Genomic DNA, 16,414 nt, shown 5'->3' on the forward strand with positions numbered 1-16,414 from the left:
CTGTTCGTCGGCTCGACGGGTTCGCTACCCCGCTTCTTTCAGCGCTCCCCTCGCGGTCGGCGCCTTGCGGCTCGCTTCGGTCCCTACGACCAAGTTCCGGGAGGACTTTCACCTCCTGACCACTGTCCATGCTGGGCACACACCAAAGGCGCCCGCGATCCGAAGATCGCGGGCGCCTCCAGTCTAGCCTTTCGCCGCCGTCCCCCGCAAACCCGCGGGGATCGGGGCGAGGTTACGGGCGCGGCGCCGGCGGCGGGGCCGGAGCCGGAGCCGCCGGAGCCGCGGTGCGCAGCCGCGCCAGCACCCGGTCGGTGATGTCGAGCGCCGGGTCCACCACCACGATCCCCTGCGCCGAGGAATCCATGATGTACGAGAACCCGCCCGCGCGCATCTCGGCCGTGATGGCGTCGTTGATGGCCCGCATCACCGGCTGCACCAGCTGCTGCTGGCGCTGCTGCAGCTGCTGCTCGGCCGCCTGCGCGCGCTGCTGGTACTGCTGCAGCTGCTGCTGGAGCTGCTGCTGCCGCTGCGTGCGCGCGGCCTCCGACAGCGTGGCCTGCTGCTGCTGGAACTGCTGCTGCCCCTGCTGGAGCTGCTGCTCCAGCGTTTCGAGCGGCGCCGCCAGCCCCGCGCGCTCGCGCTCCAGCGTCTGCTGCGCCTGCTGCACCCCCGGCGTCTCGGCCAGGATGCGCTGCGAGTTCACGAACCCCACCTTCTGCTGCTGCGCCGCGGCCGGCACCGCCGCCAGCGCGAGCGCTACAAACGCGCCCGCGAAGCCCACCGACAGGAACCGCTTCATCGCTTCACCGCTCCTCTTGAAGAAAAGATCAGAACCCGCTGCCGAGCTTGAAGTGGATCTCCCAGCCCGGATCGGGTCGGTCGAACCCGTACGCCGCGTCGACGCCGATGGCGCCCAGGAACGGGGTCACCAGCACCGCCCCCACGCCCGCGCCCCGGAACAGGCGCGTGGGGTCGAACTCCGCCACGTCGTTGAACACGTTGCCCGCGTCGTAGAACGCGTGCACCGAGATCATGTCGCTGATGCGCACCGCGTAGGTGCCGGAGACGGTCACGAAGCTGTCGCCCAGGCAGTCCAGGGTGAGCGCCACGCAGTTGGGGTCGTAGCCCCGCGGGCCCACCGTGTAGTCGCCGTAGCCGCGCAGCGGCTGCCCCACCTGCACGCCGCCGATGAAGAAGCGCTCGAAGGGGAAGAGCCCCACGTCGCCGAACACCGAGCCCGCGCGCACGTTCAGCCCCACCGCCATCCGGATCGGCCGCGGGCCCGCGCCCAGGCGCCCCACCTGCACCCACCACTCGCCCTCGGTGAGCAGCTTCTGGAAGTTGCCGTCGCCGCCCAGCGGGCCGCCCGTCTGCTCCAGCGACACCGACTGCCGCGTCCCCCCCGTGGGGAAGATCGGGTGGTTCTTGGTGTCGCGCACCACCGAGAGCGAGAGCGAGCTGGCGGTGGCGTTCGGGAGGCAGAACACGTTCAGCGACCCCGCGCACTCCTCCTCGTCCACCGCCCGGTACTCCGTCTGCGACAGCGAGTAGCCCACGAACGCGCGCGTGCGGTTCCACCCGGGCACGGGGAAGCCCAGCTGCAGCGAGCCGCCCGTGCGCAGCCGGCGGCCGTTCCGGGCCCGCACGTAGCGGTCGCCCGTGCGGAAGAGCGAGATCCCGCCCGAGGTGCGGCTGCCGCCGATCGCCGGGTCGGTGTAGCTCGCCTCGAAGGTGCTGCGGCCGTAGCCGTACTCCACGCGCAGGTTGGCCTGCTTCCCCTGGCCGAACAGGTTGGGCTGCGAGTAGCCCAGGAACCCCGACACGCCGCCGCCGCGCCCCGCGTAGCCGCCGCCGATCACCGTGCCGAAGTTGATGTTCCCCGTCTGCTTCTCCTTCACGTGGAAGACGATGTCCACCACCCCCGAGTCGGCGTCGGGCTGGATGTCGGGGAGCGGCAGCGGCGTCTCGAAGAAGCCCAGCCCGCTGATGGCCTGGTAGCTCTGCAGCAGGCGGTCCTCGTTGTACACGTCGCCCGGCACCATCCACAGCCGGTCGCGGATCACCTGCTCGTGCGTGGTGCTGTTCCCCTCGAAGGTGATGCGGCGCACGTAGAACGGCTGCCGCTCCGAGATGGCGATGGTCGCGTTGACCGTGGGCTCCTGCCCCGGCTGCCCCGGCACGCGCTCCACCACCGGCTCCACCTGCGCGTACAGGTAGCCCTCGTTGCGGTAGAGCTGGTGGATCTGCGTGGCCGCCGCGTCCAGCGCGCCCCTGTCGAACACCTCGCCCGCCGCGCGCTGGCTCTGGCCGCCGAAGGGAAGGCCCAGCACCGAGCGGCGCTGCACCGTGTAGAGCTTCTCCAGCTCGTCGGCGGGGAAGTGGCTGGCGCCCTGGATGGTGAACTCGCCCAGCCGGTAGCGCGGGCCCTCGGCCACCTCCACCACCAGGCGCGCCTTCCCCGTCCGGGGGTCCACCACCAGCGAGTCGCCCAGCACCTGGAAGTCGATGTAGCCGCGGTCGGCGTAGAACCGGGGCAGGCTCTCGCGCAGGTCGGTCTCGAACGCCTCGCGGTCGAAGCGCCCCGAGCGGAACCACCAGAAGCCCTCCGCCCTGGTCTTCATGGCGCCCGCCAGCTCCTCGTCGGCGAACGCCTGGTTCCCCACGAAGTCCACGTCGGCCAGCGTGAGCCGGTTCCCCTCGCGGACGTTGAAGACCAGCCGGTAGCTCCCCTCGCTCCCCGGCACCTGCACCAGCGAGGTGTCGATGGAGACCAGCTGGATCCCCTTGCGGGCCAGGAGGTCGCGCACCAGCCGCTCGGCGTCCTTCACCTTCTGCGGCTCCAGGGGGCCCCCCTCCACCAGCTTCACCGAGTCGCGCACCTGCGAGCCGCTGGCGCTCTCCAGGCCGCGGAACTCGACGCCCGCGATGTAGGGCCGCTCGCTCACCTGCACCACCACCGTGCCGCGCCCCTGGCCGCGCTCGCGCACCAGCACGTCCACGCTGGCGAAGCTCCCGGTGGCCATCAGGCGCCGGATGGCGGCCTGCACCTGGATCGCGGTGAGAGTGGCGCCGGGCTGGATCCCGGCGGTGGAGCGGATGGTGGCGGGGGGGACGCGCTGGTTGCCGCGGACCTCCACCGAGTCCACCACCAGCCCGGTCTGGGCGGGGGCGGCCTGCACGGCGGTGGAGTCCTGGGCGCGGGCGGCGCGGGGGGCGGCGGCGCCGCAGAAAGCGAAAGCGAGGAGGGCCGCCAGGGCGGCCCGTCCTCCGTGGGGGGAAAACAGCACGGTTCTCGTCAGGTGGTCGTGGTCTGGGCGGCCGGGACGCCGCGGAAGGTGAGCGACTGGCGGTCCTCCGCCACGTTCACCTCGACGGCATCGCCCGGCGCGTACTCGGCCAGCAGGATCTTCTCCGACAGCGGGTCCTCCAGGTACCGCTGGATCGCCCGGCGGATCGGCCGGGCGCCGAACTTCTCGTCGTAGCCGTTCTCGATCAGGAAGTCCACCGCCTCCTGGCTGAGCTTCAGCGTCAGCTCCTCCTCCTTGAGGCGCTTCTCCACGTCGGCCAGCAGGTTGTGGATGATCTGCCCGATCTGCTCGCGGTCGAGCGAGTGGAAGATGATCGTGTCGTCCAGCCGGTTGATGAACTCCGGGTTGAACGTGCGCTCGATCTCCTCCTTGACCTTCTCCTCCATCCGCTCGAACGACGACTGCGTCGAGTCGGTGTGGAAGCCCAGGCCCTTCCCCTTGCCGATGTCGCGGGCGCCCAGGTTGCTGGTCATGATGATGACCGTGTTCTTGAAGTCGATCACCCGCCCGTAGTTGTCGGTGAGGTGGCCCTCGTCGAGCACCTGCAGGAGGATGTTGAACACGTCGGGGTGCGCCTTCTCGATCTCGTCGAGCAGCACCACCGAGTAGGGCTTGCGCCGCACCGCCTTGGTGAGCGTCCCCGAGTCCTCGTAGCCCACGTACCCCGGAGGGGCGCCGATGAGCCGCGACACCGAGAACTTCTCCATGTACTCGCTCATGTCCACGCGGATCAGAGCGTTGCGGTCGGCGAAGAGGAACTCGGCCAGCGCGCGCGCCAGCTCCGTCTTCCCCACGCCCGTGGGCCCGGCGAAGACGAACGAGCCGATCGGCCGGCGCGGGTCCTTGAGCCCGGCTCGGCTCCGGCGGATGGCGCGGGCGATCGCCTGGATGGCGCGGTCCTGCCCCACCACCCGCTTGTGCAGCTCCTCCTCCATCCCCACCAGGCGGGCCGTCTCGGCCTGCTTGAGGCGGGTGACGGGGATCCCCGTCCAGCGCGAGACGATGAACGCCACGTCCTCTTCCGAGAGGGTGGGCCGGTTGGTGCGCCGCTCCTCCTCCCAGGCGCGCTCGCGCTCGTGGATGCGGCGCTGCAGCTCGCGCTCGTGGTCGCGCAGCTCGGCCGCGCGCTCGAAGTCCTGGTCGCGGATCGCCTCGTCCTTCTTGGCGGCCAGCTGGTCCAGCTGCTGCTTGAGGTCGTTCACGTCGGCCGGCGGCACCTGGGTGGCCAGGCGCGCCCGCGCCCCCGCCTCGTCGATCACGTCGATCGCCTTGTCCGGCAGGAAGCGGTCGGTGATGTAGCGCTCCGAGAGCTTGACCGAGGCCTCGATCACCTCGTCGGTGATCTTCACCCGGTGGTGGTCCTCGTAGTGGGTCCTTAAGCCCTTCACGATCTCGATCGCCTCCTCCACCGTGGGCGGGTCCACCGCCACGGTCTGGAAGCGCCGCTCCAGCGCGCCGTCCTTCTCGATGTACTTGCGGTACTCGTTGAGGGTGCTGGCGCCCACGCACTGCAGCTCGCCTCTCGCCAGGGCGGGCTTCAGCATGTTGGAGGCGTCGATCGCCCCCTCGGCCGCGCCGGCGCCCACCAGCGTGTGCAGCTCGTCGATGAAGAGGATGATGTTCTTGTTCTGGCTGATCTCGTTCATCACCGCCTTGAGCCGCTCCTCGAACTGGCCGCGGTACTTGGTGCCGGCGATGACGGCCGCCATGTCGAGCGAGAGCACCCGGTAGTCGCGAAGGCTGTCCGGGCACTTCCCCTCGGCGATCAGCTGCGCCAGCCCCTCGACGATGGCCGTCTTCCCCACGCCGGGCTCGCCGATCAGGACCGGGTTGTTCTTCTTGCGCCGCGAGAGGATCTCCATCACCCGCTCGATCTCCTCCTCGCGCCCGATGGTGGGGTCCAGCTCGCCCTGGCGGGCCAGCTCGGTCAGGTCGCGGCAGAAGTGGTCGAGCGCGGGGGTCTTGCTCTTCTTCTCGCCCTTGGGCGTGGCGGCGCCGCCGCCGATGGAGCCCGAGGCGGCCGGCTGCGAGGTGCTGGGCTCGCTCCCCAGCAGCTTGAGCGTCTCGCGGCGGGCGTCCTCCAGGGAGACGCCCAGCTGCCCCAGCACCTCGGCGGCGATCCCCTTCTCCTCGCGCAGGAGGCCCAGCAGCAGGTGCTCGGTGCCCACGTACGAGTGGTTGAGCTCGCGGGCCTCGGCCATGGCGAACTCCAGCACCTTCTTGGCGCGGCTCGTGTACGGCAGCTCGCCCAGCGCGATGGTGGCCTTCCCGCGGCGGACGCTCTCCTCGACCTTCTCCTGCACCTGCTCCAGGTCGACGGCCAGGTTGTTCAGCACGGCGGCGGCCACCCCCTCGCCCTCGCGGATGAGCCCCAGGAGGATGTGCTCGGTGCCGACGTAGTCGTGCTGGAGCCGGATGGCCTCCTCCCGGGCCATCGCCAGCACCTTCCGCACGCGGTCGGTGAAGTTGTAGTTCATCGGTTTTCCTGGCCCTTCCCGGGCGGAGGCTTTGACGGGTGTTCCTGCCGGATCGCCACCAGGCGACCCCTGCTTTGCACAAGCCGCGCCGGAAGCTCGGCACGGGCGATAAGTGATGATCTGGTTTTATCTTGGATCCGGCGGCCGCGGGATGGGCGGCCGCCGGGGCTCAGTCGTCTGCCGCATCGGCGGGCTCGGCGGCCAGGGTCTGCCGCACGAAGCGGGCGCGCCGGACGTCGGTCTCCCCCTCGCCCGCGCTCCCGTTGCCGAGCTGCTCCAGGTGGGCGGACTGGGCGAAGATCATGATGCGATTCAGGGTGTATACACTGAGGCCCTCGATCAGTTTCAGCCCCACCCCCAGGCGCACCCCCGACAGCAGGTTCATCACCTCCTCGAAGCTGGCGCTCCTCGCGTGGCGAAGGAGCCCGTAGGCGCGCCACACCTTGTCCTCGATCACGGTGGGGGCGTCGCGCAGGAGGACGGCGCGGGCCTGCGTCTCGTACTGCACCACCTGCTGCACGATCCGCTGCAGGTGGTCGATCAGGTCTTCTTCGGTCTTGCCCAGCGTGGTCTGGTTGGAGATCTGGAAGAAGTTCCCCACCACCTCGCTCCCCTCGCCGTACAGCCCGCGGAAGGTGAGCCCCACCTGGCTGATCCCCTGCAGCACCTTGGCGATCTCCTGCGTGAGCACCAGCCCGGGGAGGTGCATCAGGACGGACGCCCTCAGCCCCGTGCCGACGTTTGTCGGACAGGAGGTCAGGTAGCCGAACTCGGGGTGGAAGGCGTAGGGGAGGCGCTGCCCCAGGTCGTCGTCGAGGCGCTCGATGAGCCGCCAGGCGTCGCGCAGCCGGAAGCCGCCCAGGAGCGTCTGCAGCCGCAGGTGGTCCTCCTCGTTGACCATCACGCTCACCGGCTCCTCGGGCGCCATCAGCAGGGCGGCGCCGGAGGGGGGCGCGTGGCCGTTGCCGCCCACCAGCTCGCGGCTCACCAGGTGGCGCTCCAGCAGGAGCTGGCGGGCGCCGGCGGGGAGCTCGGGGATGACGAGCGCGGTGCTCCCCTTCAGCGAGACCGTCTCCTCGGCCGCGGCGCGGGTCAGGCGCAGCACCTCGGCGCGGTCGGCGGCGTCGGAGCGCAGGCCGAAGCGGAAGCCCTGGAGGTTGCGCGCCAGCCGGATGCGGGTGGAGAGCACGATGTCGGCGTGCGGCCCGTCGGCCCTGAGCCAGCCGAGCCCCGCCTCGGGGTCGCCGGGTAGCTGCCCTTTGCTCGCCATCGTCCTCGATACCCGTTGAAGATCCGGCTCCAGGCGGCCGGGAAGTCGATCGATCGCAAAGTTCGCCGCGACGCGCGGGTCACGGCGGGTCGCCGGGACGCGGATCGGAGAAACTCGCGTTCCCCGCGCGGCGCGTCCGCCGGTCGGACGATTGAATCGGACGATTGAAATCGCCCGCTACAAGAGCACGAACGCCTTCGCGGACTGCGGGTCCAGACCTGTCGCGCCGAAGCCGTCCCCACACCGAGCCAGCCTCGCGCGGTCTGCGAGGCTTCCTGCCGTTGTTGCCGCGGCTTCAGCCGCCCTTCACCCCTCACTCGACGCAGAGCCGCCGAACGGGTCACACCTCCAGCTCCGCCTCCAGGCGGCGGATCTGGTCGCGCAGGGCGGCGGCACGCTCGAAGTCCTCCTCGTCCACGGCGCGCTGGAGGCTCCGGCGCAGCGAGGTGATGCGCTGCACCCGGTCGGTCTCCGAGGGGTCGGGGGGGAGGTAGACCTTGCCCACGTGCTGCGTGCCGCCGTGCAGCTTGCGCAGCAGCCCCCGCAGGTTCCCCTCGAAGGCGCCCCAGCACCGGCCGCACCCCAGCCGCCCCGTGCGCTTGAAGTCGGCCAGGGTGAGCCCGCACGAGGGGCAGGTGCCCGCCGTGGCCGTGCTCTCCGAGGCGATCGCCTTCCCCATCTGCGCCAGGAAGTCGGCCAGCGGCGCGGCCGCCGCCGCGGCCGGGCTCCCGGCGGGGCCGGCGTCGAGCCCCAGCGCGGCCGCGCAGCTCTCGCAGAGATGACGCGTGGTCATCTCCTTGTTCTGGATCTGCGTGAGGTGGATCTTCGCCTCGTTCTTCTCGCAGCGGTCGCAGAGCATCTCCAAGGTCCCTCTCTCTACTCCAGCAGCCCCGGGTCCTCGTGCGCGGGGACCAGGTGCCCCGCGTGCAGGCGCAGGACGCGGTCGGCGCGCGCGGCGAGCGCCAGGTCGTGGGTCACCAGCACCAGCGCCGCCCCCTCGTCGCGGCACACCTGGAAGAACAGGTCGTGCAGCGCCTCGGCCGTCTCCGGGTCCAGGTTCCCCGAGGGCTCGTCGGCCAGGAGCACCAGCGGGCGGTTGGCCAGGGCGCGCGCCACCGCCACCCGCTGCTGCTCGCCGCCGGAGAGCTGCGCCGGCTTGTGCGAGAGCCGCCCCTCCAGCCCCAGCGCGCCCAGCAGCTCGCGGGCGCGCCCCTCGGCCTCGCGCCGCGCCGCGCCGCGGATCAGCTGCGGCATCGCCACGTTCTCGAGCGCCGAGAACTCGCGCAGCAGGTGGTGGAACTGGAAGACGAAGCCGATCTTCTCGCTCCTCACCCGCGCCAGCTCCTCCTCGGGGAGCTTCGCCATCCGCCGCCCGCCCACGGTCACCTCGCCGGTGGTGGGCTCGTCCAGGCCGCCCAGCACGTGCAGCAGGGTGCTCTTCCCCGAGCCGCTCCGGCCGATCACCGACACCGCCTCGCCGGGGGCCACGTCCAGGTCCACGCCGTCCAGCACGTGGATCGGCTGCCCGTCGCCGCCCACGTAGTGCTTGCGGACGCCGCGGGCGGAGACGGCCGGCTCGGGAGCGGCGTGGGGAAGCTCGCGGGCGCGCTCGGGGAGGCTACTCATGGCGGATCGCCTCCACCGGGGCCAGCCGCGCCGCCTGCCAGGCCGGGTAGACGGTGGCCAGGAAGGAGATGGCGATGGTGCTGGCCAGGATGGTGGCCAGGTCCAGCGGGTCGTACCCCACCGGGAGGTGGTTCACGAAGTAGATCTCCCCGGGGATCTTGATCAGGTGGTAGCGGTCCATCGCCCAGGTGACCACCGCCCCGCCCAGGCCGCCGAGCGCGGCGCCCACCACGCCGATCACCAGCCCCTGGATCATGAAGATCCGGAGCACCTTGGCCGAGGTGAGCCCCATCGACTTGAGGATGCCGATCTCGCGCGTCTTGTCGGTGACCACCATCACCAGGGTGGAGACGATGTTGAAGGCGGCCACGATCACGATCAGCAGCAGGATCACCATCATCGCCAGCTTCTCCAGCTTGAGCGCGGAGAAGAGGGCAGCGTTCATCGTCTTCCAGTCGTCGGTGCGGTACGGCAGCCCCAGGGTCTCGGTGATGCGCTCGGAGACCTCGCTGGCCCGCATCGGGTCGGGGACCCGCACCTCGAGCCCCGAGACCGCGTCGCCGAGGCCGGTGACGTCCTGCGCGGCGGGGATGGACGTGTACAGGAACTTGTTGTCGTACTCGTACATCCCGGTGCGGAAGGTGCCCGTCACCTCGAAGCGGCGCATCTTGGGGATCAGCCCGCCCACGGCCGAGACCTGCGCGTCCTGCAGCGAGATGATGGTGACCGTGTCGCCGGGGAAGACGCTGGCGCGCGCGGCGAGCGACTCGCCCAGCACGATCGCCGGCAGCCCCGACTTCGTGCGCGCGGGAAGGAGCCGGTGGTCGCGCAGCGTGGCGCCGATGTCGGTGACCTGCGGCCCCGGCTGCCCCGGGTCGATGCCGCGCAGGATGGCGGCCTCGGCGTAGCCGGCGCGGTTGCGGACGCCGACCTCGGTGTGCACGAACGGCCCCGCCGCCGCCACGTCCTTCACCTCGCGCACCCGGCCGAGCACCGAGCGCCAGTCCTCCATGCGCATCGACTCGCCGTAGGTCATCACCCAGATGTGCGGGTTGACGCCCAGGATCTTGTCGCGCAGGTCCTTCTGCAGCCCCGTCATCACGGCGATCACCACGATGAGCGCCATGACGCCCACCGTGACGCCGCCGATGGCGATCAGGGTGATCAGCGAGAGGAAGCGCGTCCCCCGCCGCGAGGCGAGGTAGCGCCGGCCGATGAACCACTCGAGGTTCACGCGTGACTTCAGGGTACAGGGGACAGGGTACAGGGGACGGCCTGCGACTCCCCGCGCGACGCAGGGAGTAAACTGTTCCCCGGTCCGGGTTCCGCGCCGCAGGGGTCCGGGAGGCGGTACAGGGCCGGGTCCGCGCCGACGGCTCGCCGGCCGTTCCCTGTCCCCTGTACCCTATCCCCTGCCGTTTTCACCGCTCCTCGGGCCTGAGCGTGGGGAACAGGATCACGTCGCGGACCGACGGCTGGCCGGTGAGGATCATGCTGAGCCGGTCGATCCCCATCCCGAAGCCGCCGGTGGGCGGCATCCCGTACTCCAGCGCGCGCACGTAGTCGTCGTCGATCGGCTGGACCTCCTCCTCGCCGGCGGCCTTGAGGCGCGCCTGGGCCTCGAAGCGCTCGCGCTGGTCCACGGGATCGTTCAGCTCGCTGAAGGCGTTGCACAGCTCCTTGCCGGCGACGATCAGCTCGAAGCGCTCGGTGAGCGTGGGGTCGGCGCGGTGGGGCTTGGCCAGCGGGCTCATCTCGCGCGGGTAGTCGGTCAGGAACGTCGGCTGGATCAGCCTCGGCTCCACCATCTCGCCGAACAGCTCGTCCACCAGCTTCCCCCGCCCCATCGTCTTCACCTCGTCGGCCGCCACGCCGAGCGAGAGCACCTTCGCCTGCAGCTCGTCGTCGGAGAGCGAGGGGACGTCCACGCCGCCCATCTCCCGCAGCGCGTCGTACATGGTCACGCGGCGGAACGGCGGGGCGAAGTCGATCTCGTGCCCCCCGAAGCTCACCTTCGTCGTCCCGAGGACCTGGGTGACCACGTAGACCAGCAGCTCCTCGGTGAGCTCCATCACCGCCTCGTAGTCCATATAGGCGGCGTAGAACTCCAGCATGGTGAACTCGGGGTTGTGGAAGCGGTCGATCCCCTCGTTGCGGAAGTCCTTGCCGATCTCGTAGACGCGCTCCATCCCCCCCACGATCAGCCGCTTCAGGTACAGCTCGTCGGCCACGCGCAGGTACAGCTGCATGTCGAGCGTGTTGTGGTGCGTCACGAACGGCCGCGCCAGCGCCCCGCCGTAGATCGGCTGCAGCACTGGCGTCTCCACCTCGATGAAGCCGCGCTCGTCCAGGAAGCGCCGGCACGCCGAGACGATCCGCGCCCGGGCGACGAACACCTCGCGCACCTCGGGGTTGACCGCCAGGTCGGCGTAGCGCTGCCGGTAGCGCGCCTGCACGTCGCTGAAGCCGGAATGGACGCGCCGCTCGCCGGTCTCGGGGTCGACCTCCTCCTTGCCGAGCGGGAGCGGCCGGAGCGACTTCGCCAGGAGCTGGTACGAGCGGACGCGGAGGGAGACCTCCCCTGTCCTGGTGCGGAAGAGGGTGCCCTCGGCGCCGATCCAGTCGCCCAGGTCGATCAGGTCCAGCAGGCGGTAGGCGTCCTCGCCCACGTCGTTGAGGCGCAGGTAGAGCTGGATCTTCCCCGTGCGGTCGGCCAGGTGCGCGAATGCCGCCTTCCCCATCACCCGGCGCGAGACGATCCGGCCGGCCACGCGGACGGTCTCCTCCGGCCCCTCGGCCTCCGCGTCCCCCTTCCCCGCCTCCCACGCGGCGAAGAGGGCGAGCGCGTCCGCGGCGGAGTGCGTGGGATCGTACGAGTAGGCGTACGGCTCCACCCCGCGCTCGCGCAGCCGGGCCAGCTTCAGGGTGCGGTCGCGGACGATCCACTCGTCGGACGACTGCCCCTCGCGCTCCCCGGTCTCCACGGCCGCCGCCGGCTGTCCCCTGTCCCCTGTCACCTGTCCCCTGACGCAGTTAAGCGTGGACCGCGCCGAACTCCCGCAGGTACGCCTGGATGAACGCGTCCAGGTCGCCGTCCATCACCCGCTGCACGTCGGGGATCTTCAGCTCGGTGCGGTGGTCGTTCACCATGGTGTACGGCTGGAAGACGTACGAGCGGATCTGGCTGCCGAAAGCGATGTCGGTCTTGGTCGACTCCAGCTTGGCCTTCTCCTTCTCCTGCTCCTCGAGCGCGCGCTGGTAGAGCGCGGCCTTGAGCATCTTCATGGCCGTCGCGCGGTTCTTGTGCTGGCTGCGCTCCTGCTGGCAGGCGACGACGATCCCCGAGGGGAGGTGGCGCAGCCGCACGGCCGACGAGGTCTTGTTGACGTGCTGCCCGCCGGCGCCCGAGGCGCGGTAGACGTCCATCTCGATGTCTTCCTCGCGCACCTCGATCTCGATGGTGTCGTCGACCACGGGGTAGACGAAGACCGAGGCGAACGAGGTGTGGCGCCGCGCGTTGGAGTCGAAGGGCGAGATGCGCACCAGGCGGTGCACGCCGCGCTCGGCCTTGAGGTAGCCGTAGGCGTACTGGCCGCGGATCTCGAGCGTGGCCTCCTTGATCCCGGCCTCCTCGCCCTCCTGGCGGTCCAGCAGCTCCACCTCGAAGCCGTGCCGCTCGCCCCAGCGCACGTACATGCGGAGCAGCATCTCGGCCCAGTCCTGGCTCTCGGTGCCGCCGGCGCCGGGGTGGATGGTCACCAGGGCGTCGCGGTGGTCGTCGGGCCCCTGGAGCATGTTGCGAAGCTCCAGGTCGGCCATCTCGGCGGCCACCTTCTCCAGCTCGCCCGAGACCTCCTGGAGCATCTCGGGATCCTCCTCCACCTCCAGGAGGTCCACCAGCTCGGCCAGGCCGCCCACCTTCTCCGAGAGGCGGCCGTAGGGCTCGGTCCACACCTTGAGCTTGTTGGCCTCGTCGATGGTCTCGCGCGCGGCGTTCTGGTCGTTCCAGAACGACGGCTCGGCCATGCGGGCCTCCAGCTGGCTCAGCTTCTCCCGCTTGGCGGGGATGTCAAAGAAACCCCCTCAGCTCGTCGAGCCTTTCGCGGTACGCGTCGAGGTTGGAGCGCAGTTCGGCGATCATCGTCGTGGCTTCCTGTCCACCAATGACAAGGGCCGCCCGGTCTCAGGACGGCCCCGCTGGTACCCGCAAGAATATAACCGGGGGAACTGCGAGTGCGAAAGTGCGAAAGTGCGAGAGTGCGAAAGTGGTTCCGCGTCGCTCCGAGCGTTCGCTGACGGGGTGAAGTCACTCTCGCACTTTCGCACTTCGCACTCTCGCACTGCCGTTCAAAACACCTGCTGCCCCTTCGCCAGGATGTCGTTCAGCGCCTCGCGGAAGTACGGGGTGCTGCGGGCGGTCTCGGCGCCCACCTGCGCCACGTACTCCTCCCAGCTCTTCTTGATCTCCTCCATGAACTCCCGCTTCAGCGTCCCCTGCTGCAGCGCCTGGTCGCGCCGCTCGGGGAAGTACGTCACGATGTCGGAGACCAGCGCCCGCGCCAGCCGCCGCGCCTTGGCCGCCGGGTCGTTCGCCCCGAACGGCGAGGGCGTCCGCACCGCCGTCGACGCGGCCGGCGCGGGACTCGGGCGCGGGGCGGGGGGCGGGGGCGGAGCGGGAGCGGGAGCGGGCGTCGGCTCAGGCATCGGCTCGGGGGCCGGCGTCGGCGTCGGCTCCGGAGTGGGAGTGGGGCCCGGGGCCGGCGAGGGCGCCGCGGCCGCGGCGGATTCCACCGGCGCGGCGCCGTCGCCGGACGGGGGCGGGACCTCGAAGACGGAGCGGCAGATGGAGCAGCGCGCACGCACGCCCCCCGCCGGGACCTTGCGCGGGTCCACGCGGAAGACCGTCTTGCAGTGGGTGCACTGAGCGTTCATGAACGGAGCCGTCGGTGTCGCGGAGGCAGGCGGGCCGGCCGCGGTCGGGGGCGGCGGCGGACTGAGCCGACAAAGCTACGCGCCCTCCGCCCCCGGCGCCACCGCCCCCACCGGCGCGGCCGACGCGACGGCCGCTTTCCCGCGCATCGAGGGCTCCGCGGGCTCGCGCCCGCTGCGGCGGTCCGCGATGTAGATCGAGCCGGAGAAGCTCTTGGCGTACGCCTTCATCTCCGTGGCCAGCTCGCTGATCTGCGCCGTGTGCACGAAGCTGCGCCGCTCGTTGGTGACCACCCCGATCGAGAGCGTCATCAGCGGCACCGGGTACTCCTCGCCCCGCCGGTCCTTCCCCCGGAAGTAGCCGCGCTCGCGGTCCTCGGCGGAGTACTGCAGCGGGATCAACTCGTCGAAGACCTCGATCACCTCCTCGCAGCAGGTGCGGAAGTCCGCCAGCGGCGCCGTGAAGATGAAGTCGTCGCCGCCGATGTGGCCCACGAAGGCGCCCGGCGAGTGCGCGCGCACCACCTCGCGCAGGATCCGCGAGAGGATCAGGATCACCCGGTCGCCGTGGTTGTAGCCGTAGCGGTCGTTGAACTCCTTGAAGTGGTCGAGGTCCGCGTAGCACACCGCGAACTTCTCCCCCGAGCGGAGCCGCCCGGCGATGTCGCGCTCGATCTGCACCGTCCCGGGCAGCAGCGTGGTGGGGTGCACCCCCACGTCGCGCTCGGCGCGGCGCAGCGCCATCCGCAGCCTGAGCGCCGCCTCGCGCTCGCCGCACGCCCCGTTCAGCACCTCGTCGGCGCCCGCCTCCAGCGCCGCCGCGGCCGCCCCCTCGTCCCCGTCCCCCGGCGCCAGGTAGGTGATCACCGGCACCACCGCCGTGAACGCCTCGCGCTTGATCGCCCGGCAGAGCGCCAGCGCGCCCTCCGCCGGCGCCGACGCGTCCACCACCAGCGCCGCCGGGTAGGCGCGGCTCACGCGCACGCGCACCTCCTCCGCGCACCCGACCTCCACCACCGGGTAGCCGGCGGCCTCGGCGAACTGGCGGACCAACGCGGGCGCGGTACGGGCGTGCGGAGAGAAATGCAGCAGGACGCGCTGTGGCATGCGCAGGGAAAGGCGAAAATGTGGGGGGAACAGAGGAACATGATATTCCCGTCCGTCCGCCGTGTCAAACCAAACGGTGCGCGGGCACGTCGCGCCGCGCACCGGTCGGGGCGGAACCGGCCTCAGGCGAGCGGCTCGGCCTCGTCGATCAGCAGGATCGGGATGTTCTCGCGCACCGGGTAGCGCAGGCGGCAGGCGGGGCACACCAGCGCCTCGGGCTCGCGCTCGTACGTCAGGTCCCCCTTGCACTTGGGGCACACCAGCAGGTCCAGCAGCCACTGCTCGATCACCGGGCTTTCTCCGTGTCGGGAAGGGTGAACCCCAGCCGCTGCAGCTCCAGCGGGCTCTTGCGCCACTTGGGCAGGACCTTCACCCACAGGTCCAGGTAGACGGGCGCGCCGACGAACTCCTCCACCTTCATCCGCGCGGCCTGCCCCAGCCGCTTGATGGCCGAGCCCCCCGCGCCGATCAGGATCGCCTTCTGCGTGGGCCGCTCCACGAAGATCACCGCGCGCACGTAGATCGGCGCCGAGGCCTCGCGGAACTCCTCGATCTTCACCGCCACGCTGTACGGCACCTCCTGCCCGTACTGCTCGAACACCGTTTCGCGCACCAGCTCGGCCACGAAGAAGCGCACCGGCTGCGAGGAGACGTCGTCCTCGGGGAAGAAGAAGGGTCCCTCCGGGAGCCGCTCGGCGATCAGCGCGCGCAGCGCCTCCACCCCCTCGCCCGTCTCGGCCGAGACCTCCACCGGGTCGGCCCCGAAGAGTTCGCGGCTCCAGCGGCGCACCGCCTCGCGGCCCTCGCGCGAGGCCACGTCGAGCTTGTTGGCCACCACGACCAGCTCCGGCGCCGCGCGCACCAGCTCCAGCAGGTCCTCGCGGAAGGCCGGCGCCCCGTGGCTCGCGTCCACCAGCAGCAGCACCACGTCGGCGTCGCCGATCACCTCCGTGGCCTCGTGCATCATGGCCTTGTGCAGGAGATAGCGGGGATCGACGAGGCCCGGCGTGTCCACGAACACTATCTGCACGCCGCCGCGCGTGTCGATCCCCAGCACCCGCTCGCGCGTGGTCTGCGCCAGCGGCGTCACGATGCTGAGCTTCTGCTCCACCAGCCGGTTCATGAGCGACGACTTCCCCACGTTGGGAAAGCCGATCAGCGCCACGTAGCCGGCTTTGGTGGGTGCTTCGGCAGCTGCGTTCTCCGTCGTGGACATGCGCGAATTCTACGCGCCGTCGCGGGTCGGGGAAACCCCAACCGCTTCGAACCGCGGATTCGGGCGTGTCCCTCCGCTGCGCTCCGGGCCGGGCTGCGCGCGCGGTAGGGCACGATACGACCGTGCCCAACCGCGCCGGGCCACCGCCGCCACGATACCCCTGTGTCGGCGGCGTCCCGGCCCTCCGGGCGCGCATCCCTCACGCAACTGCAGGGAACAGGGGACAGGGTACAGGGAACAGCCTCCGGACCCACTCGTAAAGTCCACCCTCTCCCGCAGTTGGGAGAGGGTTGCCGCTCTAAGGCGGCGGGTGAGGGCCCCGCGCGGACGCCTGCCTGGAAGCACAAACAGCAACGCCCGCCCGATTCAGTTGAATCGAGCGGGCGTTGCGTTTAAGTGGGCCGGCGGCGCCGTACTCTCCCACCGGGTGGCCCCGGCAGTACCATCCGCGCAGCGAGGCTTAACTTCCGAGTTCGGGATG

The 16,414-nt window shown here is 70.9% G+C and carries 13 protein-coding genes and 1 rRNA gene; all 14 read right to left on the bottom strand.

Translation table 11 applies throughout. The annotated features are described in order from the left end of the window. Nucleotides 1-232 precede the first annotated feature (232 nt). Nucleotides 233-799, bottom strand: coding sequence for an OmpH family outer membrane protein (locus VF746_16600; protein HEX8694044.1), 567 nt, complete (start codon nucleotides 797-799; stop codon nucleotides 233-235). A 28-nt stretch (nucleotides 800-827) separates the two neighbouring features. Further along, a complete protein-coding gene (bamA, locus tag VF746_16605) occupies nucleotides 828-3,287 on the bottom strand; it encodes an outer membrane protein assembly factor BamA (GenBank protein HEX8694045.1) in 2,460 nt (819 codons plus the stop codon). An 8-nt stretch (nucleotides 3,288-3,295) separates the two neighbouring features. Next, nucleotides 3,296-5,785: an ATP-dependent Clp protease ATP-binding subunit gene (locus VF746_16610; GenBank protein HEX8694046.1), complete on the bottom strand. Its 2,490-nt coding sequence runs from the start codon at nucleotides 5,783-5,785 to the stop codon at nucleotides 3,296-3,298. A gap of 169 nt (nucleotides 5,786-5,954) precedes the next feature. After that, nucleotides 5,955-7,055 carry a protein arginine kinase gene (locus tag VF746_16615; protein ID HEX8694047.1) on the bottom strand — a complete coding sequence of 367 codons (1,101 nt, stop codon included), beginning with the start codon at nucleotides 7,053-7,055 and terminating at the stop codon, nucleotides 5,955-5,957. A 340-nt stretch (nucleotides 7,056-7,395) separates the two neighbouring features. Beyond that, nucleotides 7,396-7,914, bottom strand: a complete 519-nt coding sequence (locus tag VF746_16620) for a UvrB/UvrC motif-containing protein (protein ID HEX8694048.1) — start codon at nucleotides 7,912-7,914, stop codon at nucleotides 7,396-7,398. A 17-nt stretch (nucleotides 7,915-7,931) separates the two neighbouring features. Further along, nucleotides 7,932-8,681, bottom strand: coding sequence for an ABC transporter ATP-binding protein (locus VF746_16625; protein HEX8694049.1), 750 nt, complete (start codon nucleotides 8,679-8,681; stop codon nucleotides 7,932-7,934). Continuing rightward, nucleotides 8,674-9,915: an ABC transporter permease gene (locus tag VF746_16630; GenBank protein HEX8694050.1), complete on the bottom strand. Its 1,242-nt coding sequence runs from the start codon at nucleotides 9,913-9,915 to the stop codon at nucleotides 8,674-8,676. Before VF746_16630 ends, VF746_16625 begins: the two co-directional genes overlap by 8 nt. A 187-nt stretch (nucleotides 9,916-10,102) precedes the next feature. Further along, nucleotides 10,103-11,698: a lysine--tRNA ligase gene (gene lysS / locus VF746_16635; GenBank protein HEX8694051.1), complete on the bottom strand. Its 1,596-nt coding sequence runs from the start codon at nucleotides 11,696-11,698 to the stop codon at nucleotides 10,103-10,105. A gap of 16 nt (nucleotides 11,699-11,714) precedes the next feature. After that, nucleotides 11,715-12,749 carry a peptide chain release factor 2 gene (prfB, locus tag VF746_16640; protein ID HEX8694052.1) on the bottom strand — a complete coding sequence of 345 codons (1,035 nt, stop codon included), beginning with the start codon at nucleotides 12,747-12,749 and terminating at the stop codon, nucleotides 11,715-11,717. 279 nt (nucleotides 12,750-13,028) lie between these two features. After that, nucleotides 13,029-13,613: a zinc-ribbon domain-containing protein gene (locus VF746_16645; GenBank protein HEX8694053.1), complete on the bottom strand. Its 585-nt coding sequence runs from the start codon at nucleotides 13,611-13,613 to the stop codon at nucleotides 13,029-13,031. A gap of 75 nt (nucleotides 13,614-13,688) precedes the next feature. Beyond that, nucleotides 13,689-14,663, bottom strand: a complete 975-nt coding sequence (locus VF746_16650; protein HEX8694054.1) for a diguanylate cyclase — start codon at nucleotides 14,661-14,663, stop codon at nucleotides 13,689-13,691. A gap of 176 nt (nucleotides 14,664-14,839) precedes the next feature. Continuing rightward, nucleotides 14,840-15,007, bottom strand: a complete 168-nt coding sequence (locus VF746_16655; GenBank protein ID HEX8694055.1) for a Trm112 family protein — start codon at nucleotides 15,005-15,007, stop codon at nucleotides 14,840-14,842. After that, nucleotides 15,004-15,933 carry a GTPase Era gene (gene era, locus VF746_16660; protein ID HEX8694056.1) on the bottom strand — a complete coding sequence of 310 codons (930 nt, stop codon included), beginning with the start codon at nucleotides 15,931-15,933 and terminating at the stop codon, nucleotides 15,004-15,006. The genes VF746_16655 and era overlap by 4 nt, the downstream gene beginning before the upstream one ends. A gap of 399 nt (nucleotides 15,934-16,332) precedes the next feature. Further along, a 5S ribosomal RNA gene (rrf, locus tag VF746_16665) occupies nucleotides 16,333-16,414 on the bottom strand; the annotation flags it as partial.

Source organism: Longimicrobium sp. (genome assembly GCA_036389795.1).
Classification (GTDB): domain Bacteria; phylum Gemmatimonadota; class Gemmatimonadetes; order Longimicrobiales; family Longimicrobiaceae; genus Longimicrobium.

Coding starts and splice junctions, on each gene's coding strand:
- VF746_16600 (HEX8694044.1), bottom strand. CDS start 799: ATGAAGCGGTTCCTGTCGGTGGGCTTCGCGGGCGCGTTTGTAGCGCTC.
- VF746_16610 (HEX8694046.1), bottom strand. CDS start 5,785: ATGAACTACAACTTCACCGACCGCGTGCGGAAGGTGCTGGCGATGGCC.
- VF746_16615 (HEX8694047.1), bottom strand. CDS start 7,055: ATGGCGAGCAAAGGGCAGCTACCCGGCGACCCCGAGGCGGGGCTCGGC.
- VF746_16620 (HEX8694048.1), bottom strand. CDS start 7,914: ATGCTCTGCGACCGCTGCGAGAAGAACGAGGCGAAGATCCACCTCACG.
- VF746_16625 (HEX8694049.1), bottom strand. CDS start 8,681: ATGAGTAGCCTCCCCGAGCGCGCCCGCGAGCTTCCCCACGCCGCTCCC.
- VF746_16645 (HEX8694053.1), bottom strand. CDS start 13,613: ATGAACGCTCAGTGCACCCACTGCAAGACGGTCTTCCGCGTGGACCCG.
- era (HEX8694056.1), bottom strand. CDS start 15,933: ATGTCCACGACGGAGAACGCAGCTGCCGAAGCACCCACCAAAGCCGGC.